Below are 22,778 nucleotides of genomic sequence, written 5' to 3'. Positions count from 1 at the left end.
GGGCAAATATTTGTGTTAATTCTCTTCAGCAAACATAAGGAGATAAGTTTCATGCCAAAATATGTAAGTCAAACCGCGAAGGCAATGCTCGAATTGGGAGACCGGATTATCGGCTGGGTTAAGGAATGCGCGCCATATGGCTCTGGCAATAATCATGAAGCGCATATAGGGGATTGCGAAGCGTCATGCCGAACCCAAAAAACCTTGAATAACACAACCTGGATGCAGAAGCGTACTGGCCCCAATTCTTTTGAAAGCGTTTATAATGAATGGCACCGACCTCAACGGAGGGCCGCCGCGGTAATAGCTTATCAAGCTGGAAATTGCCAGGACCTCGCTTCCTTAGCGTACTGCTTTTGTCGAGATCACTTCAGTGAGTCCGCATCCGTAAAGTATGTGGTCAACAGATCATTCCAGCATGCATATGTCATTGTAGAGTCAGGAAGCGATATAATTGTAGTTGACCCATGGCCGCTTCAAGCACAGGCAGTATTGATAGAAGACCATATTTGCGGCTCGAATTATCAAGAAGTACTCAAAAATAGCTCCGGTTTAGTCTCCGACAGACCACCACACGCCCGCAAAAAGCAATCTCGGGTCGAAGCAGTAAGGGAACGATCCCAGACTATGACTATACCGGATGGTGTCAGCTTTTCACCTAAATGCATAAGAGAAGCAGAGACTTATAGATATTGCGCAAGCAGCAAGCAGATGATTGAGTATTGCACCAGCCCTGTGGATATCGGCTTCGAGGTGGTCATTGAGTCATAAAAGGGGTTCTCACCATCGCCGCGCTTCAAGTGCAGGGGGCTCAGATTCGCCACCACAAAGGAAAGTAAACACGCACAATTCCTTGTATTACCCTGACTTATCACTGCTGTTTAAATGGGAAGATAATACCTTTGCTGCCGTCTAGTAGTGATGATCACCGGTGAGCAGGCTCTCCTGCAGTGGACTTTCACCTCATACATTCATGCCCATGCTGGGCGTCTGGCGGTACCCTGTCATTGATCGGCGCAGGGTATTTTTCGCTGGATTCTATGACGTTACCGCCAACTGGGTCTTTGCCCCTGGCACTGATTAACATAAACGGTTCAGGGGCAAAACCCCGGTGGCTTTGCCCTTGCCAGCCAGAAAGCGCCCAGCGGCGGTCTTCTTTCCGCCGGGGCAATTACAACAGCAGCCGGCGCACATCCGCCAGTACGCTGACCAGGTAGGTCAAAAATCGCCCCGCATCGCCGCCATTGACCGCGCGGTGGTCGTAGGAGAGCGCCAGGGGCAACAGTTTCCGCGGTGCAAACGTCTCGCCATTCCACACCGGCCTCACCGCCAGTTTGGAGATACCGAGAATGCCCACTTCCGGGGCATTTACAATGGGCGTGAAGCCGGTGCCGCCAATCGCACCCAGGCTGGAAATGGTAAAGCAGGCGCCCTGCATTTCCCTGGGCTTCAGCTTGCCCTCGCGGGCCTTCAGGGCCAACTCGCTGGCCTCTGCCACCAGTTCGTACAAGCCTTTCTTGTCCACGTCGCGAATCACCGGCACCATCAGGCCCTTGGGCGTATCCACCGCCATGCCCACATGCACATACTCCTTGTGCACAATCTGCTCGCCATCGTTGTGCAGGGACACATTGAAGCTGGGCTCTGCGCGCAGGGCCGCGGCCACCGCTTTCAGCAGGAAGGGGACCGGGGTCAATTTCACGCCGCGCTTTTGCGCTTCGTCCTGCATGGACTTGCGGAAATCCTCCAGCTCGGTGATATCCGCATCATCGAACTGGGTCACGTGGGGCACATTGAGCCAGTTGCGGGACATATTGGCGGCGGTGATCTTGTGGATCTTGCTCATGGGCGCCACACGCACCGGGCCGAACTGGCTGAAATCGATCTCCGGCATCTCGGCAATACCGATGCCGCCACCAACCGCACCGCTCTCGGCCTTTTTCACCTGGTCGCGGATATAGTGGTGCAGGTCATCCTTGGTCACGCGGTTGCGCGGCCCTGAAGGGGTTACCCTGCCCAGGGTAACGCCCAGCTCCCGCGCCAGCTTGCGCACGGCCGGGCCGGCGTACACCAGGTCGCCGGCCGTGAGATCCCGCTCCGCCCGGTCATCCCTGTGCGGGGCCGCTGCGGGCTCGGCAGGGGACGCCTGTGGCTCCGGGGTAGTCTGGTCAGGGGCGGGCGGCGCCTCTGCAGCGGCCGGGGCGGGTGCCGTTTCGGTCGCGGCGGGCACCACTGCCAGCACCCCCAGGGCATCGCCGGAAGAGACTTTATCGCCCTCTTTAACGGCGAGGGAAACCACGGTGCCGGCACTGGGGGACGGCACGTCCATGGAGGCCTTGTCCCCCTCCACCACAATCAGCGAGTCGCCCTCGGCAACACTGTCACCGGGCTGCACACAGATCTCGATGACGTCCACCGCATCGGCACCGCCCAGGTCCGGAATCAGGATGGGCTCCTCTTGCGGCGCGGTACTGGCAGCAGCGGCTGCGGGTTCCGCCTGCACCGGCTCGGGCTGGGCTGCCTGTGCCGGGGGCTCAGGGGGTTCCTCTGCGGAAGCTGGCGCCGCATCGGTTTCAATTTCGGCAATCACATCACCTGCGGAGACCTTGTCGCCCTCCTTTACGCGGATGCTGAGGATTTTGCCAGCCACAGGGGCCGGCACATCCATGGAGGCCTTGTCGCCCTCCACCACAATCAGTGCATCCTCCTGCGCTACGGTATCGCCGGGTGCAACCGCAATTTCAATAACATCAACCTGTTCGGCGCCACCGAGGTCAGGCACTTGAATGACTTGTTTTGCCATAAGGACTCTGCCCTCTCCTAGTTGATGCGCGGGTTAACTTTTTCGGCGTCGATGTTGAGCTTCACGATGGCTTCTGCAACCGCTTTGGCATCCATCACGCCCTGCCTGGCCAGCCCGTTCAGCGCGGCGATCACCACATAGTTGCGGTCCACCTCGAAGAAGCGACGCAGTTGCTCGCGGCTGTCACTGCGACCGAAACCATCGGTACCCAGGGTTGTGAGTTCACCGTCGATAAACTCGCGCAGCGGCTCCACGTAAGCGCGGATGTAATCGGTGGAGGCGATCACCGGGGCAGTATTGCCCGCAAACTGCTCGGTGATCCAGGCTTTGCGCGGCTCGGCTTGCGGGTGCAGCATATTCCAGCGCGCCACATCCTGGCCCTCCCGCGCCGCTTCCACCGCGGAGGTGAGGCTCCAGACATCGGCAGTCACACCGAACTGGTCGGCGAGGATATCCGCCGCTGCCAGTACCTCCCGCAGAATGGCACCGCCGCCGATCAGCTGTACATGTTTCTTCGCGGCCTTGCCTTTGGCGCCCTTCTTAACATTGGACTTGAGCTTGTAAATTCCGCGGATAATGCCCTCTTCCACCCCCTGGGGCATTTCCGGCTGGACATAGTTCTCGTTCTCAATGGTGATGTAGTAAAAGAGGTTTTTCTGCTCTTGGTACATCTCCTTGAGACCGCGCTGCATAATCACCGCCAGCTCGTAGCCGTAGGCGGGGTCGTAGCTGCGACAGTTGGGGATGGTGGAGGACAGCACGTGGCTGTGGCCGTCCTGGTGCTGCAGCCCCTCGCCATTGAGGGTGGTGCGACCGGCAGTGGCGCCGATCAGAAAACCCCGCGCCTGCATGTCGCCGGCAGCCCAGGCCAGGTCGCCCACGCGCTGGAAGCCGAACATGGAGTAGTAGATGTAAAAAGGCACCATGGCCACGCCGTGGTTGCTGTAGGCGGTCGCCAGGGCCATCCAGGCGGACATGGCGCCGGCTTCGTTGATGCCCTCTTCCAGCACCTGGCCTTTCTTGTCTTCCTTGTAATACATGATCTGGCCGTGATCCACCGGGGTATAGCGCTGCCCCTGGGAGGAGTAGATACCCAGCTGGCGGAACAGCCCCTCCATACCGAAAGTGCGCGCTTCGTCCGGTACGATCGGGGCAATGTTCTTGCCAATGTGTTTGTCTTTCACCAGTGCGGCGATGGCGCGCACAAACGCCATGGTGGTGGAGATCTCCCGTTCGCCGGAGCCTTTGGTGAGGGCACTGAAAGCGTCGAGATCCGGCACTTCCAGTTTCGGGCACTCGGTGTGGCGGCGCGGCAGCGGGCCACCCAGGGCCTTGCGGCGCTCGGTCATGTATTTCATTTCCGGGCTGTCCGGGGCCGGGCGGTAGTAAGGCACCGCTTCCAGCGCTTTGTCGGTCAGCGGAATCCCAAAGCGATCGCGGAAGCGCTTGAGGGCATCCAGATCCAGCTTCTTCACTGAGTGGGTATCCATCGCCGCCTCACCGGCGGCACCCAGGCCGTAACCTTTCACGGTCTGCGCCAGGATCACGGTGGGCTGGCCTTTGTGGGCCATAGCCACCGCGTAAGCCGCATACACCTTGTAGGGGTCGTGGCCGCCGCGGTTGAGTTTCATGATCTCGTCGTCGGACATATCCTTGACCAGCTCCAGCAACTCCGGGTACTTGCCGAAGAAATGCTCGCGGGTATAGGCACCACCATTGGCTTTGAAATTCTGCATCTCGCCATCGACCACTTCGTCCATGACCTTTTGCAGCAGCCCCTTGTCGTCCTTCTCCAACAGCGGGTCCCACAGACGACCCCACAGCACCTTGATGACATTCCAGCCGGCACCGCGGAAAACCCCCTCCAGCTCCTGCACAATCTTGCCGTTGCCGCGCACCGGGCCGTCCAGGCGCTGCAGGTTGCAGTTGACCACAAAGACCAGGTTCTCCAGCTGCTCGCGGCCGGCCAGGGAAATGGCGCCGAGGGTTTCCGGCTCATCGCATTCGCCGTCGCCGAGAAAAGCCCACACCTTGCGGTCGCCGCGCGGGGAGAGGCCGCGGGCGGACAGGTAGCGCATGATATGCGCCTGGTAAATGGCCTGGATCGGACCCAGGCCCATGGAAACCGTGGGAAACTGCCAGTAGTCCGGCATCAGCCAGGGATGCGGATAGGAAGACAGGCCGTTGCCGTTCACTTCGCGGCGGAAATTATCCAGTTGCGTTTCGTCGAAACGCCCCTCCAGGTAAGAGCGGGCATAGATACCCGGGGCACTGTGGCCCTGGAAGAACACCAGGTCGCCGCGCTCCTCACCGTCATCTCCGCGGAAGAAGTAATTGAAGCCAACATCGTACAGGGTCGCGGCGGAGGAGAAGCTGGAGATATGCCCTCCCAGGCCGTCGTGATTCTGGTTGGCGCGCACCACCATCGCCAGGGCATTCCAGCGGACCAGGGAGCGGATACGGCGCTCCATAAACAGATCGCCGGGCATGCGTTTTTCCGCACCGGGGGGGATGGTATTGCGATAGGGGGTGGTGATTGCCGCGGGCAACTGCACGCCCGCATCGGTTGCGCGGTCGGACAGCTGTTTGAGGAGGGCGGCGGCACGCTCCTTGCCGCTGTAACGGATCACCGCCTGCAGCGCATCCAGCCACTCCTGGGTTTCGAGGTTATCGGTTTCTTCTTGCATCAAGTGCTCCTGGGCGAATCAGGCGACGTCGGGTCGGTCTATGTCTGAACAATCGATATATGGGCAAACCGGGCTGCAGGCAAAAACGCGCCCTTTCTGGTGGCTCCGCCCATGCGTCAGTCCCGTTGGCGCAAGTGCCGTGTACGCATCGTCACTTGATCACAGCCTGGAGGGAGCTGCGCCGTTTCGCTGCTGCGATTGTTCGCATTGACTGTAATTATCGATGCCGGGCGTCACGCCATATGGCGGACAAAACCCCATTCCCGGTCGTTGGCGGAGGCGATTGTAGTATTACTACAAATAATTTTCCAGACAGGACAGTTAGTAACAAATAAAACCAAAAAGCAAAACAATTATTTGCCATTTTGCAAAAATACCGGAATATTTTATGGAAAATTGCAGGAAATAAGCTACAAAATCAAGTCCCAAACAACGGCATCAGTCACAGTTGCACCGGCTTCCCCGCGGACTGATATTCAGCGTAGACCAGATACCGCAGCGGCCCTCCGGCCGTGAGGGCATTAAAGGGGTAACAGGTCACCAGCAGCAGGCCGCGTTCGGCAAAAATCGGCAGGCGCTCGCGCGCACTGTTCACGATACGCATCTCCGCAACCCGATAAGTATGCCAGCGACCATGGGGATCCTGCAGGTACACCGCGCTCCCCCGCTGCACTTTTTCCAGCCCCGCAAAATGGGTGTCCCGATGTGCGGCAATAACAGTGGTACGAAGCTCGCCCGGATGCCCCGAACCGGCCAGCATGCCCGGACCGAAGGCGAGGGACTGGCCGCTGCCACCGGCGAGGACCATCAGCGGCGCCTGTCCCGCCAGCTGGAGCCTGGCCACAGGCCAGGTATCCGCCCAGGGCCAGGGTTTTTGCGCGGCTCCACCCTGCAGCCGGGCCTCCCAGGCATTGGCGATCAGGATTTGCGCCAGCTGCGCCTTGGCCAGCTGCCACCCCGCAGATCCCAGCTGCCACAGGCCCGCCGTCAGGCACAGCAGGCAACACAGAGTGCGCATCACGGCTGCTCAGGCCCGGGCCGGGCCCGGATGCCACCGCCGGTGCAGGCCCGGCACCACCCCGCCCAGCAGGGCGGCAAAACCCAGCAGGCCCGCGGCTACCAGCAGCTGGGCGTAGATCCCGGTGGCGGTACTGGGGTAGGCCTGGCGCTGCAATAGCTGGCCTCTCGCAGTCATATTGGTCACCGCACTGCGCGAGAGCACCGCTTTGCCGGGGCGCACCACGGCTTCCTCGACCGCGACAAAGCTGGTATAGGGGCTTGCGAGCTGGTGGCCCAGGGCGAGCTGCAGGATTTGCGCACGCAGGACCCGGCCCGCATCACTGCCCTCCCCCACCTGCAGTTGCTGGTCGCGCAGGGCTTCAATCTTACTGCGCGCCCACAGGCTGCCGAGACCGCCGGAGCCGGCAGTGCCATTGGCTTTGAGTGCCAGATTGCGCACAAACTGCTTACCCGCTATACGCCCGCGCAGCTGGATGTCCCCCTGCAGCTGATCCCCGTCGATCCTCGCTACCAGCTGCACCGCCTCGCCGCGGTAGAGATCGGGAATGCGTTTGGGGTAAGCATCGGCTGTCACACCCTGGGGCCAGTTGAGCTGCAGGTCGGTGGCCATGGGATGTTCCAACCTGGTGAACAGGGCCTGCATGCGCTCGCGCACTTCGGAGATATCACCGATGGTGACAAAGGCGCCGCGCCCAAACTGTGCGGCCTTGCGCATAAAGTGGCTGTTGGGCGCCGAGCCGATGCCCACGGTAAACAGGCGCGCGTTGTTCAGGTGCTGGTGAATCAGCTCAAGCAGGGCCTGCTCATTGCCCACGGCACCATCGGTGATAAAAACCACCTGGTGCACCCGGCTGGTGTCATCCGGCAACTGTTGCCCCAAAGCCAGGCGCAGTGCCGGCACCATCTCTGTACCACCTCCTGCATCCAGGTGCTCTGTTGCCTGGCGCGCACGGTGGATATTCTCCGCGCTCGCCGCTACCGGGCGCGGAAAGAAAGCCCGGGTGGTACTGTTAAACTCGATAACATTGAAGCGGTCATTGGCGTGCAGGCGGGCAAGCGCCAGGACCAGGCCTTCCTTGGCCTGGCGCATGGAATTTCCAGCCATGGAACCTGAGGTATCAATGACAAAAACCACTTCTCGGGGCAGGCGTTGAGCGCGGGTGCCGCTATCCGGTGGCAATAGCATCACCTGCAGGTAGGTACCGGCATTCTCCCCGCCACTGTTTTGCGTTTCCACCCGTTCACTGAACAGGGCCGCACGGGGCAATGCGGAAGCACGCGGCTGCCAACTCAGGAAAAAATCCCGATCCATCTGCGCAGTGCCCTCACGCAACTGGATGGAGTAGTGCCCGCTGTCTCTGTTGTCGACATCAATGGTGTGATACGGACTGTTAATCTGCGCCAGTGGCAGGCCACTGTACAGTTCCACCGCAATGGCAATTTTATGGCTGCCAATAGCCTCCAGTTCCCCGGCTGGCTGCATAAAGGGGCTAATCGCCACTGCATCCGGCACCTGGCTTGTGGGCAGGGCCCAGCCACTTTGTTCCGTAACCAGTGCCGAGGCTTCACCGCCGGGAGCCTGCAGCGGCAGGGGCTTGCCGGGAATATAGCGGGGCGTGAGGGTGGTGGGCATACGCAGGGAGAAAGTCCCCCCATCGTAGGTGACCGGTTGCAGGTAGCGGATATTGACCTGCACCGTTTCTCCCGGCGCGATATTGGCCACTTGATTGGTAAACAGGTTGGGGCGCTGCTGCTCCAGCAGGGCCGCGCGCCTGCCCGCGGCACGGGCGGCCCTGTATATCCTCGAGGCCTGCGTGCGCTCGCGCACCCTGCCGACAATACGGCGCTCACCCAACTGGATTTCCAAACCGGTCACCGCTGCCTGCTCCGGCAGCGGCAGTGCGTAAATAGCTTCCCGCCAGCTGTCGCTGGTATTCTGAAAGTCCTGCTGCAGCTGCACTTCTGCAACCAGACCACGAACGACCAGTTTGACCCGGCTGGACAGGTGTACCGCGGGGATATAGCGCCCCGATTCTGCACCGGTAAAGAGCAGATCACCGGCTTTTACCTCGTCCAGGGTCACCCTTTCCAGGGGGGGTTCGATAGCATTGCCCACCTCACCGGTAAGCGCCTGCGCGTGCACCCCTGCACCAACGGCCGCGATCACTACGGCCAGCACCACCACAATGAACAACAGCCAGCGGCCGGGACCGCCGCTGCGCTGGCGGCGGCGGTCGTATTCCTCCGCTGGCAACATCAGGTCATCTTTGCGAAAGCGCTGCCCGAACAATATCACCCTGTTCACACATTCCCCTCCATCCTTTTAGTTGATTGCAGAAGGTATTTAAACCGGGGAAGCGGGCAAAACCGGGCAGTAATTGGGGCAAAAGCAGGGGACAATTATGGCGAATTGTGGCGGGGGCAGATTACACAGGCGGGTGATGCTGGGATATAAAAAACCGGCGCGAAGGCCGGTTGTTATCGATTGGGACAAAATCAGTCGACCAGGGCGTACTCCCTGCGCAGAACCTCGATCAGCTCTGCTTTGGGGTTGCCGGACAGTTCGAGCGTCCTGCCGGTAATCTTTTCCGCAATGCCCACATAGGTGGCGGAGAGATCCATCAGCATGGACTCTGGCAACAGGTTGTCACGGGCCAGGGCCAGACGCTCCTGCATACGGTCCTTGTTCAGCAGGATATCGGCATCCGCAAAGTGATTCAGCAGGGCCTGGCGGAAACCCTCCTTGGAGTTTTCCACCACCTTGCCTGCGCGGTACTGCTCCCCGTCCCAGATACGGGAGGAGTCCGGGGTGCCCACTTCATCCATATAAATGAGTTTTTCCGCTCCGCTGGCATCGGTGACATAACCGAACTCAAACTTGGTGTCGACAAAAATCTGATCGAGCTTTGCCAACTCGGCAGAAATCACATCGAAACCCTCTTTCAGCAGTTTTTCGTAGAGGTTGATATCGTCGGCGCTGTGAAAATTAAACGCCGCAACATTGTCTTCGATATTCCTGCGGGTGATATTCACATCATCCGCTTCCGGTACGCCGGGAATGTCTTTGAGGATTCCCTTGGTGGAGGGGGTAATCAGCAGCTCGGGCAACTTCTGGTCTTTTTGCAGGCCGTCGGCAATCTCGATGCCGCAGAACATGCGCTCCCCTTTCTGGTAGGAGCGCCACATGGAACCGGTAATGTACTGGCGGGCGATGGCCTCAATCATGACCGGGCGCGCCTTCTGTACGATCCACACCAGCGGGTGCGGAATATCCAGGATATGGCTATCAGCCAGGCCCTGTTCCTTGAACCGCTTGAACCAGTGGTTGGAGATGGCATTCAGTGCCGCACCTTTGCCGGGCACACCGCGCATGCCACCTTCGCCGGTCCAGATACAGTCGAAAGCGGAGATACGGTCGGAAATCACCATCACCGCCAGAGGGGCGTCCGGCGCTACCGGGTAGCCTTTCTCCTCAATCAGGCGGCGGCTGTCAGCCTCGGTCAGCCAATAAACGGAACGGACTTTACCGCTGTGGATGGGCTTGTCAGTACGGATCGGCAAGTCATTATTGACCGCCAGGACTTTGTCAGCCAGATTCATGGGCGCTCACCTGTTTGAAGGGACCAACGAAAGGAAAGCGCGGCATTCTAGCAAATGCCGCCACTTGCAGACAAAGAAAAGATCGGCACCAAGCGCTAAGTTTCCGCAATAAGGCCGCTGCGGTAACCTGGGACCGAATCTACAACAGTAATAAAAATGCGTGGAAACACTGTAACGGAAGCGCTACGATCCAGCAGACGCTCAATCGCGATGGAATGCCATGCAGCGAGTGCGCAGGGCCTTTAGAAGAAGAGTGGATATGACAAAGATTGCGGTGATCCTTACCCAGGGCTTTGCCGATTGGGAATACGCCCTGATCGCCGGGACCGGCGGCCCGTTTTACGGTATGCAGATTGAGTTCTTCGCCCCGCAAGCAGAGCAGTTACTGTCCCAGGGCGGGCTGACAGTGGTCATCTCCCGCCAACTGAACGAGATCAAGGATTTTCAGCCCGCAATCATTGTTGTGGTTGGCGGTACCCTATGGGAAACCACACGAGCACCTGATCTTACCAGCCTACTGTGCACTCACCATAAACGTGGCGGCACCGTTGCCGGAATTTGTGGGGGAACACTGGCACTGGCCAGGGCGGGCATTTTCAATGCCGCAGGCCACACATCGAACAGTGCGGCGTTCTTAAAGCAACACGCCCAGGACTATCGCGGTGAAAAACACTACCGGGAAAGTGCCGCTGCCGTATCTGATCAGGGGGTGATCTCCGCACCGGGAACGGCTCCGGTTTCCTTTACCGCAGCGGTATTTGAAGCCGCTGGTTTGCCAGCGGACACGCTGCTGCAATTCAGAGCCATGCTCGCTGCCGAGCACGCTGCCACTGAGCTTGCCGGCTAGAGCCCGGCCATTCACACACCATCCAGCCCAGTTCGCCAGCGGTGCCTGTCTCTGCCAGCACCCGCCGTTTCAAGCTTCCGCTCAACCCTGCTCCGGTATCTTCCTGGCCTCCCATTCCGCCTGGTGTTCACTGGTAGGCCAGGCACTCATGATGGCTTTGAGCAGGGTTGCCAGGGGAATGGCGAAGAAAACACCCCAGAAACCCCAGATGCCGCCGAAAAAGAGTACCGCGAGGATAATGGCCACCGGGTGCAGGTTGACTGCTTCGGAAAATAACAGCGGTACCAGCACATTGCCATCGAGCAACTGAATGATGCCGTAAGTGAGGATCAGGTAGAGGAACTCGTTACTCCAGCCCCACTGGAACAGACCGATTGCGGCTACCGGGATGGTCACCACAGCTGCACCAATATAGGGGATCAGCACACTGAAGCCCACTGCCACCGCCAGCAACAATGCATAATTCACCCCCAGAAACAGGAAAGCAACGTAGCTGACCACTGCCACAATACCGATTTCCACCACCTTGCCGCGCACATAATTGGCCACCTGGTCATTCATCTCATACCAGATCTGGTGCAGCATGGGGCGCTCTTTGGGTAGCAGGGAGGTACACCAGCGGATCAGCTGGTCGGAATCCTTCAAAAAGAAAAATACCAGAATCGGCACCACCACCACGTAAATCAGCAATCCGGCAAAGATTGGCAGGTTGGTCAGGGAGAAGGCCAGCAATGTCTGCCCGATCCCCCCCAGCTCACTGCCGAGGATATCGAAGATCTCGTCTATCTGCGCCGCAGAAATCAGGCGCGGGTAGCGCTCGGGCAACAGCAGCAACAGCTCCTGGCCGCGCTGCACCATATTCGGCAGCTCCGCACCCAGCCGCACCAGTTGGCGCCAGATAATCGGCAGGACGACAAACAGCAGTGCCACAATGGTGCCCACCAACACCACGCAGGACAGGGTCACCGCCAGCCAGTGGGGCACCCGCCAGGATGTCAGTTTCTGCACCATGCCCTGCATCAAAAAAGCGATGACCAGGGCGGTGAGCACCGGGGCCAGTACCACCCCGAGAGTGGCCAGCACCACCAGGGCCACGGCAAGCAGCAATACGAGCAACACCACCTCTTCCTGGCTGAAGTAGCGGTTCACCCAGCTTTTTACAATCGAAAACATAGACTCTCTGGATTGGTTGTTCATTTGCCAGCATATAGCCAATATAGAAACGTATCGTTACGCCGCTCGGCGCGCAGCAGGGTTCTGCCACTCAGAGCGGCAAAGCTGTGAAAATCCCGCCATGAGGCCTCATCCGTGGCCAACACACACAACAGGGTGCCCGCCTCATACGCACCCAGGGCCCGGCGCAGAGCCAAAAGAGGTTGCGGGCATGGCAGGTCCCGCGCATCCACAACCGCAGCCGCTTCCCATTCGGGGGGCGGCTGCGCGGGCGCTGTTTCAGCGGGGGTCAGTGCCATTGGTTACTTGGTCACAGGCTTTGGATTGCTGCGGATTATAGCGCGGAATCCGCGCCAGAAGACGCCAGCGCTTTACGCTTTTTTACCGTGCCGATGGCACTGGGGTGAACCTTATAGGGTCCGCTTGGTCAAATCCTCGACAGTCCAATGGGGTTGCGTATAGAGTTGGACTATAGATCCTTCACGGACAGACTGAGCAGTAATCGAGATGACTGACCCCCAAACCACCCTGCCCCACCCAAGCGATAAACTGCCCCTTCTGCACGGCTTTCGCACCGCCCTCACGGCACTGGGCATCGGGCTGCTGCTTGCAGCCACCCCGATCACCGCCAGCACCGAAAGCGAAGAAATCCGCCTGCCGAAACTGGGGGACAGCACCAGTGGGCTTGTATCCCGCACGCGCGAAAAGGAACTGGGGCAGATGTGGCTGCGCATCTTCCGCAGCCAGGTACGCACCTCCAGCGACGCGCTGCTGCAACAGTACGTGGAAAAAACCGTAAAGGGACTTGCAGAGTACAGCCCACTGGAAGACAAGCACATCGATGTGGTTGTGGTGAACAACGAGACCATGAACGCATTCGCGGTCCCCGGTGGCATCATGGGGGTGCACACCGGCCTGTTCCTGTTTGCAAAAAATGAAGACCAGTTTGCCTCGGTCATCGCCCATGAACTGGGCCACCTGAGCCAGCGGCACTATGCCCGCTCTCTGGAGGCCCAGCGCAACAGCACGATTCCCACGCTCGCCGGAATGCTCGGCGCCCTGGTCATTGCCGCAACCGCTGGCGGCGATGCTGGCCTCGCCGCGATAACCGCTACCCAGGCGGCGGCCCTGGACAGCCAGCTGCGCTTCAGCCGCAAGAATGAACAGGAGGCAGACCGGGTTGGTATTGAAACCCTGGCCAAATCCGGCCGCGACCCCAACGCCGCCGGCGAGATGTTCGAGCAGATGCTCAAAGCAACCCGCTACTACCGCCGGCCGCCTGAATTCCTCCTCACCCACCCGGTGACCGAAAAGCGGATTGCCGACGCCAAGCTGCGCTCCCAGCGCATGGCCGATGTCCCCCCCAGCGACAGTCGCGACTTCCACCTGATGCGCGCCCGTATCCGCCTCGCCACCGAGCCCACACCCCAGCAGGCCATCAAACGCTTCCAGGCGGAACTGGATGGGATCAGCGATAACGACGACGCCGCCCGTTACGGTCTGGCACTGGCGCAAATCGCCGCCGGCAAACCGGATACGGCTCTGGATACCCTGCAGCCCCTGCTGGACAATGAACCTTCAAAAGCGGCTTTTGTACTTGCGCGGACCGATATCGATCTGATGCGTGAAGACTACACCAGCGCCACGGGGCGCCTGCAACACGCCCTCGACCGAAATCCCGGCGACCACGCCCTGACCATGGGCCTCGCCAATGCGCACTTTAAGGCTGGCAACTATCTGGCTGCCGAACGCATTCTGGCCAAATACAGCCGCGTGCGCAAAAAAGATCCCTCTGTCTGGTACCTGCTGGCAGAGACCCATGGCCTGGCCGGAGATATCGTCGGTGTGCACGAGGCCCGCGCCGAGTACTATATTCTCAACGGCGTCTTCGACAAGGCCCTGCAGCACCTGCGACACGGCATCCGCATGACAAAGAACGATTATCAGACCCACGCGATTCTTGAACAGCGCATGAAAGAGGTCATCAAGATGCAGGAAAAGGCCAAAGAACTGTGAGCAAAAAACTGCACAGCCGGCGACAATAAGTGCGGGAAATCGCCAGACTATGCTGCCAAGCATTCTGAAGGCCCCGCTTCAGCGCTGCCGCTAGGTGGGAGACCCCTCAGGCGGCCAGCAACTCAGACACTTTCCCCTGTTTCAAAAAAAATGCCAGCCAGTTGAGAAACTGGCTGGCATTCACGCAAATGCGGTTTTTGGGTGGGCGTAAAAGCCGGCTTACATCATGCCGCCCATGCCACCCATACCGCCCATACCGCTCATGTCAGGAGCAGCAGCAGGCTTGTCTTCCGGCATTTCCGCAACCATCGCTTCAGTGGTAATCATCAGGCCAGCAATAGAAGCGGCGGCCTGCAGTGCGGCGCGGGTGACCTTGGCCGGGTCCAGGATACCCATTTCCAGCATATCCCCATACCCGCCAGTAGCGGCGTTGTAACCGAAGTTGCCTTCGCCCTGCTTCACTTTGTCTACCACAACAGAAGCCTCATCACCGGCATTGGAAACGATCAGGCGCATGGGCATTTCCATCGCGCGCAGAGCGGCTGCGATGCCGTGGTTCTGGTCTTCGTTTGCGCCAGTGACAGAAATGGCCTGGATAGCGCGAATCAGCGCAGTGCCGCCACCGGGTACCACGCCTTCCTCTACCGCGGCACGGGTCGCATGCAGCGCGTCTTCAACGCGGGCTTTCTTCTCTTTCATTTCCACTTCGGTGGCGGCGCCCACTTTGATCACGGCAACGCCACCCGCCAGCTTGGCTACACGCTCCTGCAGCTTTTCCTTGTCGTAGTCGGAAGTGGACTCCTCGATCTGTGCACGGATCTGGGCAACGCGGGCTTCGATATCTTTTACCTCACCTGCACCGTCCACGATCACGGTATTTTCCTTCGAGAGGGTGATGCGCTTGGCAGTACCCAGGTGCTCCAGGGTGGTTCCCTCCAGATCCAGACCGACCTCTTCGGAGATTACGGTGCCGCCAGTCAGGATAGCGATATCCTGCAACATGGCTTTGCGGCGGTCGCCGAAGCCGGGCGCCTTGACAGCAGCCACTTTGACAATCCCGCGCATGCTGTTGACCACCAGAGTGGCCAGCGCTTCCCCTTCCACATCCTCTGCGATAATCAGCAGCGGCTTGGAGGCTTTGGCCACTTGCTCCAGCAGCGGCAGCAGATCGCGGATGTTGGAAATCTTTTTGTCTACCAGCAGAACAAACGGATTTTCCAGTTCGGCAGTCATGCTTTCCTGGTTGGTGATGAAATAGGGAGACAGGTAGCCGCGGTCGAACTGCATTCCTTCCACAACGTCCAGCTCGTTTTCGAGGCCGGAGCCCTCTTCAACGGTGATAACGCCTTCTTTGCCCACTTTTTCCATGGCTTCGGCGATAATGGTACCAACACTCTCATCGCTGTTGGCAGAAATGGTGCCCACCTGGGCAATGGACTTGCTGTCGGCACAAGGTGTGGACAGGCTGGCAATATGGTCAACCGCCGCGGCAACCGCTTTGTCGATACCGCGCTTGAGGTCCATGGGGTTAAAGCCGGCGGCAACAGATTTCAGGCCTTCGGTTACAATCGCCTGAGCCAGTACAGTTGCCGTGGTGGTGCCGTCTCCGGCGGTGTCGGAAGCTTTGGAGGCAACTTCCTTCACCATTTGTGCACCCATATTTTCGAACTTGTCTTTCAGCTCGATTTCCTTCGCTACAGAGACCCCGTCTTTGGTGACAGTGGGGGCACCGAAGGATTTGTCCAAGACCACATTGCGGCCTTTCGGACCCAGAGTGGTCTTAACCGCGTCGGCCAGAATATTTACGCCTTTGAGCATTTTCTGACGGGCGTCGTCAGCGAAAATTACGTCTTTAGCTGCCATGATTCATATTCCTCAGATTCTTTGTGCGAGTAAGGTTAAAGGCGTAATTAGCCTTCCAACACGCCATAGATGTCACTTTCACTCATGATGATCAGCTCTTCGCCTTCCACCTTGAGGGTGTTGCTATCGGCATAGCGACCAAATACAACCGTGTCGCCAACCTTGACAGACAGCGCGCGAACATCGCCGTTGTCCAGTTGCTTGCCCTCACCTACGGCCAAGACTTCGCCCTGATTCGGCTTCTCTTTAGCAGCACCTGGCAGCACAATACCACCAGCTGACATCGCTTCCTCTTCCTTACGGCGCACTACGACGCGGTCGTGTAAAGGACGAATTTTCATGGATAAGCTCTCCATTGAGTCGTTTTAGGGTTTTCCAACATTGGCGGTACCAGCCGCTTTGGCCGGCAACCTCGCCCCCACTCTGACCGGCAGAGCCGGGGCTAAAATCAGAGTTGATCCCTATCTATGGGCGCATGAATGGATTTCAACACTCTTGTGTGAAAAAACTGTAGCGAACACTGACGACACTCAATTTTGTATATTTTTTGGCCAGATTAGTGTTTCGGGCGCTGATCCTCGCCGGAGTCGCGCTCACTGCGAGAGAACTCCCCTTCAATAACATGACTGTCGCGTTTGGGCGCATGGGAACCCTGAAAGCCGCCGGGCCGCACAATGGTTACATGGCGTAGAAAGCGCCCGAGCAGCAGTTGGCGCAACCCCGGTACCAAACACGCGAACCCGAGAGCATCGGTAATGAATCCGGGGGTTAACAGCAGAGCGCCACCCACGGCAAGGAAGATACCCTCGGCCATTTCCTGCGCTGGAATTTCGCCGCTGCGCACCTTCTCTTGTGCCCGCATCAGGGTTGAAAACCCCTGACGACGCAGCAATGCCAGGCCAACAACGGCAGTCAACAGTACCAGACCGATGGTGGGTAGGGCGCCGATTTCCTTTCCAACAGTGATGAGCACCCACATTTCAAGCACAGGGAGGACTATAAATAACAGTAGTAAAAGGCGCATAGAAAAAATTCCTAACTGGCCGGGCACCGGGTTTGCGAAGGGGTTTCAGCACCCTGGCATCCTGTATTAAATGGCGTGGGCAGGCAACTAATTCAAGGGCATCTTTTTCAACATCGCATCAGCAGCAATGAGGAGGGTTTGATGGCAAACGAACAGCAGAATAGCCTGGATGTTCCCGCAGTTGGCCGCAGCCGGCATCTGGCGGACGATTTACTGGCAGAGGCAGACATTCGCATAAACGGGGACAGACCTTGGGATTTGCAACTCCATCGCGAGGAGGCACTCGACGAGATCATAGCCCGCCACAGTATGGGGCTCGGTGAGACTTACATGCGGGGAGACTGGGATGTGCAGGCACTGGATGAGTTCTTTTATCGCCTCTTGGCGGCGGATCTGGGCCGGCGTATCAAAAACTGGCGCAACGCTTGGCGCGTTTTGCGCAGCTATTTACTCAACCTGCAGAGCCGGCGCCGCGCTTTCAAGATCGGCGAGCATCACTACAATCTCGGTAACGAATTCTATACCACCATGCTGGACAACCGCCTGACATACAGCTGCGGCTACTGGCCTGGTGCCAATAGCCTGGATGATGCGCAGACGGCAAAACTCGATCTGATCTGTCGCAAGCTGGATTTACAGCCGGGCATGAAAATGCTCGACATCGGTTGCGGCTGGGGCAGCCTGATCGGTTATGCCGCACAAAAATACCAGGTGGAGTGTGTTGGAGTCACGGTATCCAGCGAACAGAGTGCCTATGTCAAAGAGCGTTACCCCGATCTCCCTGTCGCGGTCCACTTACAAGACTACCGCGATCTCAACGAGTCGTTCGACCGTATTGCCAGTGTGGGGATGTTTGAACATGTCGGGCGGAAAAATCATCGTACTTTTATGGAAGTCGCCAAGCGCTGCCTGAAAAAAGACGGGCTTATGTTGCTGCATACTATTGGCAAAATCGAACCCGCACCCAACAACCCCTGGATCGACAAATATATCTTCCCCAATGGGGAGATCCCTGCAGCGGGGCAAATTACCCTGGCTGCACAGGGGCTGCTGGTCTGTGAGGACTTGCACAATTTTGGCCCGGACTACGATAAAACCCTGATGGCCTGGCACCGGAATTTTGAACAAAACTGGCCGCGCTTTGCCGACCGCTACGGCAAACGCTTCTATCGCATGTGGCGCTACTATCTTCTTTCTTGTGCCGGTGCCTTCCGCGCGGGAAAAATACAGTTGTGGCAGTGGATCTTTTCCAATGACCGGTCCCGGGGCGTAGAGCGCATCTGCTAAAGGGGAGATGGTATTGTGTTATCCCGGCAACCCGCATTGCCGGGGTAACCTGTGCAGGTGCGCCACAGGAGAAAATACCCGTCAGGCAATCCAGTGCCGGTCCTACATAATACTTGTCTGCAGTAACCGTAATCCAATCTTAAGAACTTCTACTCTCTGCAGGATATCCGGTTTTGCCATTCTCGACAGGATCCCCCGCCGACTTACAGCTTGTAAATGCGTATTTGCGCAGAAATCAGCGACACCACTGTAAAAAAATGCTCAGCGGTTTTCCGGCAAAGACAACCCGTCGACCGACGGGTTGTCAGTGCACAACTGTTTATTGTGTATCATCCGTACCTCAAGGGAAAATCAAAGTATCACAAACGGATTTCCGGGAATTCAGCAGAGTGTATCCTTATCCCGGTTGTACACATAGACACATAAAGTATTCACTGCGCTCCACCCAGCCACTCCGGTGGGCCACATAACATACCGGCTCATCATCAAATTGGTTTCCATAGATCCAATGGGAAGAAGGGTCATTGATCCCTTCGAAAATAATAGATACATCCCTTGTCACCTTACACACTGCCGCCCGCTCACTATCCTGGTCCATATCGCTGCTTTTTTCCTGCTCAGCCCGGGTACCAACCCATATTTCACAGGTTCTGGGGCAGGTTAAGGGACCTGCTCCCTGAATAAAGTTTGGATACCAACCCGCTTTGTATAAATTCATGGATAAATCTTGAATAGGATCCGCCAAACTCGCCATCGAAAAACCGGAAATAACAGCAGCGATTAAGAAATTGAATAGAGTTTTCATGATAAATTTCCTTTTTATGAATGGAGCACCTTAACAGCGCTATAACCTTACCTGAAAATCCAACTGAACCTCAATGAGGAATATCCTAAATCACGTTATTTACCGAACAATCGAACAGATTATCTGAACTCCATTTATTTGCAATGTCTATTAATCTGGTACAAACGAACGAGCTTACCTCTGCGCCATTAACCAACACTCTCAAGACCCAGCATGGCATTGCAATATAGGGTGTTAATCCGGAAGAACTCACTGCCGGATCCATATGACATTTTTGGGAGAATGGTCAGTCTTGAGCTACTGGAAAATTACTGAAAAATCGGAAAAACGGAACAATAGTTCCCACCATTTTTCTGAATCAAAATTATTTCTGGCGAATCATCAAAACAACCTGTACTGTTGAGCTTTAGTCATTGGAAAGCTCGCATTGCACCTAATCATCCAACCAGGTAAATTTGAAAAACGCTGATTGGGTGCCAGGCCATTGGAATATAACCTCTCTTAAATTGTATTCCAGTGTTGGCAGATGTTCTACGCCATTAAAGCCATAGAATTTAATGCTACTTTTGCAGATTCCTTTCAAGCTTCAAACTGAGTGTCTGCGTATAAACCATCGGATTAGGACATCAATTTCCGCTGGCTCATTGGTTTTAGTACGGAAACCAAAACTTGGTATTCGACGGTATAGATCAAAAATCTGGAATAGGATAGTAATCGATGCTATCGATGGTCGACGTTTGATGTTCTTGGCCAGCAGGCTAAGATAAAAAAGCGAATATCGCGCGAGCACTTCGGGGTTGAAGGTATCCTGTTCAAAGCCTGTATCTATGCCAAGTGCTTCAACTTGAAAAACGATGCTGCTGATGGACGAACTGCCGCAATACCAACTGCCGGAGCAGTCAGATAAAACGCAAGCAAACTGAAGCATGCCAGGAATGGCTGTAGTGCATTGGTTTGCTGAAAAATAACAAACCAGACGGCCTGAAAAGGTAACAAAAATACAAGAGTGACAAAAACTTCACTGACAACGCCATCAAACAAGAAATGATGCATTTCAGAAACATGTGGTTTTCAGCAGTTCGCAAGTATAAACCACACTGATATTGACAATCGATTGAGCCCGATCCATCCAGTGGGCACTAAACGACTGTCGATATGTTATCCAAATAGCGAATCAGCATTCGGCACCGGTTGGAATATGCCATTGCTTACGAGCTGTCTGGATTGCCTGGGGGTCGCGTAACAATTGCGAGCAGCCCGATCTTCCTGCCTGATTTCTCGAGGTAAGAAAGTCAGGACATAACTGCCAATTGAGCTTATGCGATGTCTTATTGTATTTAATAAAAAATGGAAACCAACATGAAACAAATAATACTCACTGTCGCGTTATTACTGCCTGGTTTTGCCCTGGCCGTGCCAGACACCTGGATCGAGGTGTTTGATGGGGCAGGTGTTCTGGTGGGCCATGTTACAGAAGTTAAAGTGGGCGGTCAGGGTCACAATTCACCCACCGCTGGCTGGGTACGCGGGCTGAGTACCGCAGTGGATCCTGCCACGGGGGGCGAGCTCGGCACCTTCCGGTTTGTGGCGGATATGATGATGGCCACCCACCATAATCGCGTCTATTTCACCGGAGCGGGCTGTGCAGCTGGCGGCGGGCCGATTTATTTTGTGGTCGAGGATGACCCCGCGCCCGCCGATACCATGAATGCGGAAGGCCGCGCGGGTATTTGGATGAATGCAGAGTGGGCAACTGTACCCTTGCCAGCGGGGCCTCTCCCCCCTGCCGCTGCTTATATGGATCCCTTTGGCCCCTGTCTGCCCAATCCGACCGGTGTGCTTCCTGGTGCCGCCTCACAATACCGCATGGGTGCGGGCATTACACGCGCTTATGCGCCGCCATTCGGTGTCATGTAGGCAGGATTTTCACAGCCTTGACCCTCAATCCGCCGCGGACTCTGACAAAACCCGCAGTGCATATCCAAGCAGTAAAACGTTGTGTGGGATTCCCACTCGACCAGCGTATCGCGCGCATGGCCGAGTGGTTTTTTCAGCTCTACACTGTGCATTTAACCTCAGGGGCCCGACAGCACGGGGCAAGGTAATTGGCCTATGCAATGGCAAGTTTAAGTAGGTTGCCAGGCAATATTGAGAACGGTTAGCAGACAGCCAAGCGGTTGGCAAAACACCCTTCCGACTGCAGTGCTCTCCCTTTCTGACAGAGCGTCTGCAAAAGCGCCCTGCTCCACAGATAGTTCGGTTAAAAACCTCTACACTGAACAATGGCCTGAAATACCTTTTTCAATGTCTGTCAAACCACCATAAAACCAGGTATCAACTGAGAGTCTGGATCTGCATAGCAGTCTGAACACCTACTATCATCATTTGCACGCCAATGACTGCCAGGATCAGCCCCATTAAACGTGTGATAATATCAAGTCCGCTCTTACCGACTGCCGATAAAATTTTCGAACTAAAAATAAAACAGAAAAAAGTGATAATACACAGAATCGCAAACACAACTATTGTCACAATGATTTCTGGCCATCCATCTGCAGCCGAATAACTCATTGCTGTAGCAATAGTGCCCGGCCCAGCCAGGAGCGGTACGGCCATAGGGGAAACAGCAATATCGGCACCATCGGTCTTTTGAGACGTATGTAACTTGGAACTTGCTCCCTGGAGCATATGGTAGCCAACCAAAAAGACGATAACCCCTCCTGCAATGCGCAAGGCAGGAAGCGTGATACCAAACATGTGAAAGATGGATTTACCGAGCAGGGCAAATAATAGAATGATGATAAAGGTTATGGTCAGGGCCTTAAGTGCAATTTTAGTCTTCTCAAACTTGTCCTTGTCCCCGCTCAGCCCCGCAAATACCGTTGTATTTGCTATCGGGTTCATAATTGCAAAAAACGCCATAAAAACTATTAAGGCGTGTTTAATCAGTGGGGTCATATGGGATTACTCTTCCGAAAAACCAAGAGATCTGCAGTGGTCGCTGTGCGCCTGATTATCCCGATTCCTCCGTATTCTGTAAAGGCGCACCCCCAAACTGCTGGCTGCCCATACCTTGAGAACAAAAAAATCTCCTCCTCTTCAAACGCGACGCTCTGTTCACACTGTTGTCCTGGTTACAGGCTGGTCATTGCAAGTTGCCCAGGACTCGCTGTGCCCTTCCTACAGTTTCTGTGTATTGGGGTTGTGCAAAACCTGCCAGTCACCCCGCTTCGCTGATACCGCACCTTCCCGATGAAACCCATACACCCGCAGCAATAAAGCCCACAATCCATACCTGTACCCCGAAAAGGCGGCAGCACTGGCCAAGGCGCTATGACTGCCTGGCCTGCAGAGCTGCACAAACCACAGGCACTGGAAACCTGGCCAGCCGGAATAAGCCCTGCCACTGCGGATGCACACCAGGTAACTCTCCGGGACGGGTACAGAATTGACCCGGGTGAATCAGAAAGTCAAAATGATGACACCCATGTAACGATTTTCCTGGCAACACCGAATAACCAAAATTTTATGCTACCGCATCCAAACTCCCTCCCCGATCCGTCAATAAAACCATTGGCAACCGGCATCCATCGCTGATAGGACTCAACCCGGCGCCAACCCCATGGCCAAGGCTTTGGTTTCCGTGGTGTTAT

The 22,778-nt window shown here is 56.6% G+C and carries 18 protein-coding genes; 5 read left to right on the top strand and 13 right to left on the bottom strand.

The window, feature by feature from the left end:
• Positions 1 to 51 precede the first annotated feature (51 nt).
• On the top strand, positions 52 to 771 hold the full coding sequence (locus M8T91_RS03795) for a hypothetical protein (protein WP_301416963.1): 720 nt from the start codon (positions 52 to 54) through the stop codon (positions 769 to 771).
• Between the two features lie 400 nt (positions 772 to 1,171).
• Here M8T91_RS03795 and aceF read toward each other — a convergent pair whose 3' ends face one another.
• The 5 genes from aceF to M8T91_RS03770 all read right to left on the bottom strand — a co-directional run bounded on the left by aceF (position 1,172) and on the right by M8T91_RS03770 (position 10,110).
• Complete coding sequence (aceF, locus tag M8T91_RS03790; RefSeq protein WP_301416961.1) at positions 1,172 to 2,803, bottom strand: dihydrolipoyllysine-residue acetyltransferase; 1,632 nt, start codon at positions 2,801 to 2,803, stop codon at positions 1,172 to 1,174.
• A 17-nt stretch (positions 2,804 to 2,820) separates the two neighbouring features.
• Positions 2,821 to 5,490, bottom strand: a complete 2,670-nt coding sequence (gene aceE / locus M8T91_RS03785; protein ID WP_301416959.1) for a pyruvate dehydrogenase (acetyl-transferring), homodimeric type — start codon at positions 5,488 to 5,490, stop codon at positions 2,821 to 2,823.
• A 442-nt stretch (positions 5,491 to 5,932) separates the two neighbouring features.
• The gene (locus M8T91_RS03780; RefSeq protein ID WP_301416957.1) at positions 5,933 to 6,508 is read right to left on the bottom strand and encodes a class GN sortase; all 576 of its coding nucleotides are present in this window, start codon (positions 6,506 to 6,508) and stop codon (positions 5,933 to 5,935) included.
• A 9-nt stretch (positions 6,509 to 6,517) separates the two neighbouring features.
• Positions 6,518 to 8,815 (bottom strand): marine proteobacterial sortase target protein, encoded by a 2,298-nt coding sequence (locus M8T91_RS03775; protein WP_301416956.1) that lies wholly within the window; start codon positions 8,813 to 8,815, stop codon positions 6,518 to 6,520.
• 191 nt (positions 8,816 to 9,006) lie between these two features.
• On the bottom strand, positions 9,007 to 10,110 hold the full coding sequence (locus M8T91_RS03770) for a phosphoribosylaminoimidazolesuccinocarboxamide synthase (RefSeq protein WP_301416954.1): 1,104 nt from the start codon (positions 10,108 to 10,110) through the stop codon (positions 9,007 to 9,009).
• Positions 10,111 to 10,369: 259 nt separating this feature from the next.
• Here M8T91_RS03770 and M8T91_RS03765 point away from each other — a divergent pair, with 259 nt between their 5' ends.
• On the top strand, positions 10,370 to 10,957 hold the full coding sequence (locus tag M8T91_RS03765; RefSeq protein ID WP_301416952.1) for a DJ-1/PfpI family protein: 588 nt from the start codon (positions 10,370 to 10,372) through the stop codon (positions 10,955 to 10,957).
• A gap of 81 nt (positions 10,958 to 11,038) precedes the next feature.
• Here M8T91_RS03765 and M8T91_RS03760 read toward each other — a convergent pair whose 3' ends face one another.
• Both M8T91_RS03760 and M8T91_RS03755 read right to left on the bottom strand, forming a co-directional pair.
• Positions 11,039 to 12,130 carry an AI-2E family transporter gene (locus M8T91_RS03760; RefSeq protein ID WP_301416950.1) on the bottom strand — a complete coding sequence of 364 codons (1,092 nt, stop codon included), beginning with the start codon at positions 12,128 to 12,130 and terminating at the stop codon, positions 11,039 to 11,041.
• A gap of 20 nt (positions 12,131 to 12,150) precedes the next feature.
• Complete coding sequence (locus M8T91_RS03755) at positions 12,151 to 12,429, bottom strand: sulfurtransferase TusA family protein (protein WP_301416948.1); 279 nt, start codon at positions 12,427 to 12,429, stop codon at positions 12,151 to 12,153.
• A gap of 208 nt (positions 12,430 to 12,637) precedes the next feature.
• On the opposite strand from M8T91_RS03755, the gene M8T91_RS03750 reads away from it, so the two are divergent.
• The gene (locus tag M8T91_RS03750) at positions 12,638 to 14,146 is read left to right on the top strand and encodes a M48 family metalloprotease (RefSeq protein WP_301416946.1); all 1,509 of its coding nucleotides are present in this window, start codon (positions 12,638 to 12,640) and stop codon (positions 14,144 to 14,146) included.
• A gap of 219 nt (positions 14,147 to 14,365) precedes the next feature.
• On the opposite strand, the gene groL is transcribed toward M8T91_RS03750, so the two are convergent.
• The 3 genes from groL to M8T91_RS03735 all read right to left on the bottom strand — a co-directional run bounded on the left by groL (position 14,366) and on the right by M8T91_RS03735 (position 17,033).
• On the bottom strand, positions 14,366 to 16,009 hold the full coding sequence (gene groL, locus M8T91_RS03745) for a chaperonin GroEL (protein ID WP_301416944.1): 1,644 nt from the start codon (positions 16,007 to 16,009) through the stop codon (positions 14,366 to 14,368).
• Between the two features lie 47 nt (positions 16,010 to 16,056).
• Positions 16,057 to 16,350 (bottom strand): co-chaperone GroES, encoded by a 294-nt coding sequence (locus M8T91_RS03740; protein WP_301416942.1) that lies wholly within the window; start codon positions 16,348 to 16,350, stop codon positions 16,057 to 16,059.
• A gap of 215 nt (positions 16,351 to 16,565) precedes the next feature.
• Positions 16,566 to 17,033 carry an FxsA family protein gene (locus tag M8T91_RS03735; RefSeq protein ID WP_301416940.1) on the bottom strand — a complete coding sequence of 156 codons (468 nt, stop codon included), beginning with the start codon at positions 17,031 to 17,033 and terminating at the stop codon, positions 16,566 to 16,568.
• A gap of 141 nt (positions 17,034 to 17,174) precedes the next feature.
• On the opposite strand from M8T91_RS03735, the gene cfa reads away from it, so the two are divergent.
• Positions 17,175 to 18,320, top strand: a complete 1,146-nt coding sequence (cfa, locus tag M8T91_RS03730) for a cyclopropane fatty acyl phospholipid synthase (protein ID WP_301416938.1) — start codon at positions 17,175 to 17,177, stop codon at positions 18,318 to 18,320.
• Positions 18,321 to 18,717: 397 nt separating this feature from the next.
• Here cfa and M8T91_RS03725 read toward each other — a convergent pair whose 3' ends face one another.
• Both M8T91_RS03725 and M8T91_RS03720 read right to left on the bottom strand, forming a co-directional pair.
• Positions 18,718 to 19,125 (bottom strand): hypothetical protein, encoded by a 408-nt coding sequence (locus M8T91_RS03725; protein ID WP_301416936.1) that lies wholly within the window; start codon positions 19,123 to 19,125, stop codon positions 18,718 to 18,720.
• 825 nt (positions 19,126 to 19,950) lie between these two features.
• On the bottom strand, positions 19,951 to 20,178 hold the full coding sequence (locus M8T91_RS03720; protein ID WP_301416934.1) for a hypothetical protein: 228 nt from the start codon (positions 20,176 to 20,178) through the stop codon (positions 19,951 to 19,953).
• Positions 20,179 to 20,484: 306 nt separating this feature from the next.
• Here M8T91_RS03720 and M8T91_RS03715 point away from each other — a divergent pair, with 306 nt between their 5' ends.
• On the top strand, positions 20,485 to 21,042 hold the full coding sequence (locus tag M8T91_RS03715) for a hypothetical protein (RefSeq protein ID WP_301416932.1): 558 nt from the start codon (positions 20,485 to 20,487) through the stop codon (positions 21,040 to 21,042).
• A gap of 417 nt (positions 21,043 to 21,459) precedes the next feature.
• On the opposite strand, the gene M8T91_RS03710 is transcribed toward M8T91_RS03715, so the two are convergent.
• Positions 21,460 to 22,083, bottom strand: a complete 624-nt coding sequence (locus tag M8T91_RS03710; RefSeq protein WP_301416930.1) for a MarC family protein — start codon at positions 22,081 to 22,083, stop codon at positions 21,460 to 21,462.
• Between the last annotated feature and the right edge of the window lie 695 nt (positions 22,084 to 22,778).

The organism is Microbulbifer sp. MI-G (genome assembly GCF_030440425.1).
In the GTDB taxonomy this organism is placed as follows: Bacteria; Pseudomonadota; Gammaproteobacteria; order Pseudomonadales; family Cellvibrionaceae; genus Microbulbifer; species Microbulbifer spongiae.
The sequence above is the reverse complement of the archived record's forward strand: the minus strand, read 5'-3'. Positions and strand labels throughout refer to the sequence as shown.

Coding starts and splice junctions, on each gene's coding strand:
- M8T91_RS03795 (WP_301416963.1), top strand. CDS start 52: ATGCCAAAATATGTAAGTCAAACCGCGAAGGCAATGCTCGAATTGGGA.
- aceF (WP_301416961.1), bottom strand. CDS start 2,803: ATGGCAAAACAAGTCATTCAAGTGCCTGACCTCGGTGGCGCCGAACAG.
- aceE (WP_301416959.1), bottom strand. CDS start 5,490: ATGCAAGAAGAAACCGATAACCTCGAAACCCAGGAGTGGCTGGATGCG.
- M8T91_RS03780 (WP_301416957.1), bottom strand. CDS start 6,508: ATGCGCACTCTGTGTTGCCTGCTGTGCCTGACGGCGGGCCTGTGGCAG.
- M8T91_RS03770 (WP_301416954.1), bottom strand. CDS start 10,110: ATGAATCTGGCTGACAAAGTCCTGGCGGTCAATAATGACTTGCCGATC.
- M8T91_RS03765 (WP_301416952.1), top strand. CDS start 10,370: ATGACAAAGATTGCGGTGATCCTTACCCAGGGCTTTGCCGATTGGGAA.
- M8T91_RS03760 (WP_301416950.1), bottom strand. CDS start 12,130: ATGTTTTCGATTGTAAAAAGCTGGGTGAACCGCTACTTCAGCCAGGAA.
- M8T91_RS03755 (WP_301416948.1), bottom strand. CDS start 12,429: ATGGCACTGACCCCCGCTGAAACAGCGCCCGCGCAGCCGCCCCCCGAA.
- M8T91_RS03750 (WP_301416946.1), top strand. CDS start 12,638: ATGACTGACCCCCAAACCACCCTGCCCCACCCAAGCGATAAACTGCCC.
- groL (WP_301416944.1), bottom strand. CDS start 16,009: ATGGCAGCTAAAGACGTAATTTTCGCTGACGACGCCCGTCAGAAAATG.
- M8T91_RS03740 (WP_301416942.1), bottom strand. CDS start 16,350: ATGAAAATTCGTCCTTTACACGACCGCGTCGTAGTGCGCCGTAAGGAA.
- M8T91_RS03735 (WP_301416940.1), bottom strand. CDS start 17,033: ATGCGCCTTTTACTACTGTTATTTATAGTCCTCCCTGTGCTTGAAATG.
- cfa (WP_301416938.1), top strand. CDS start 17,175: ATGGCAAACGAACAGCAGAATAGCCTGGATGTTCCCGCAGTTGGCCGC.
- M8T91_RS03725 (WP_301416936.1), bottom strand. CDS start 19,125: ATGAAAACTCTATTCAATTTCTTAATCGCTGCTGTTATTTCCGGTTTT.
- M8T91_RS03720 (WP_301416934.1), bottom strand. CDS start 20,178: ATGCATCATTTCTTGTTTGATGGCGTTGTCAGTGAAGTTTTTGTCACT.
- M8T91_RS03715 (WP_301416932.1), top strand. CDS start 20,485: ATGAAACAAATAATACTCACTGTCGCGTTATTACTGCCTGGTTTTGCC.
- M8T91_RS03710 (WP_301416930.1), bottom strand. CDS start 22,083: ATGACCCCACTGATTAAACACGCCTTAATAGTTTTTATGGCGTTTTTT.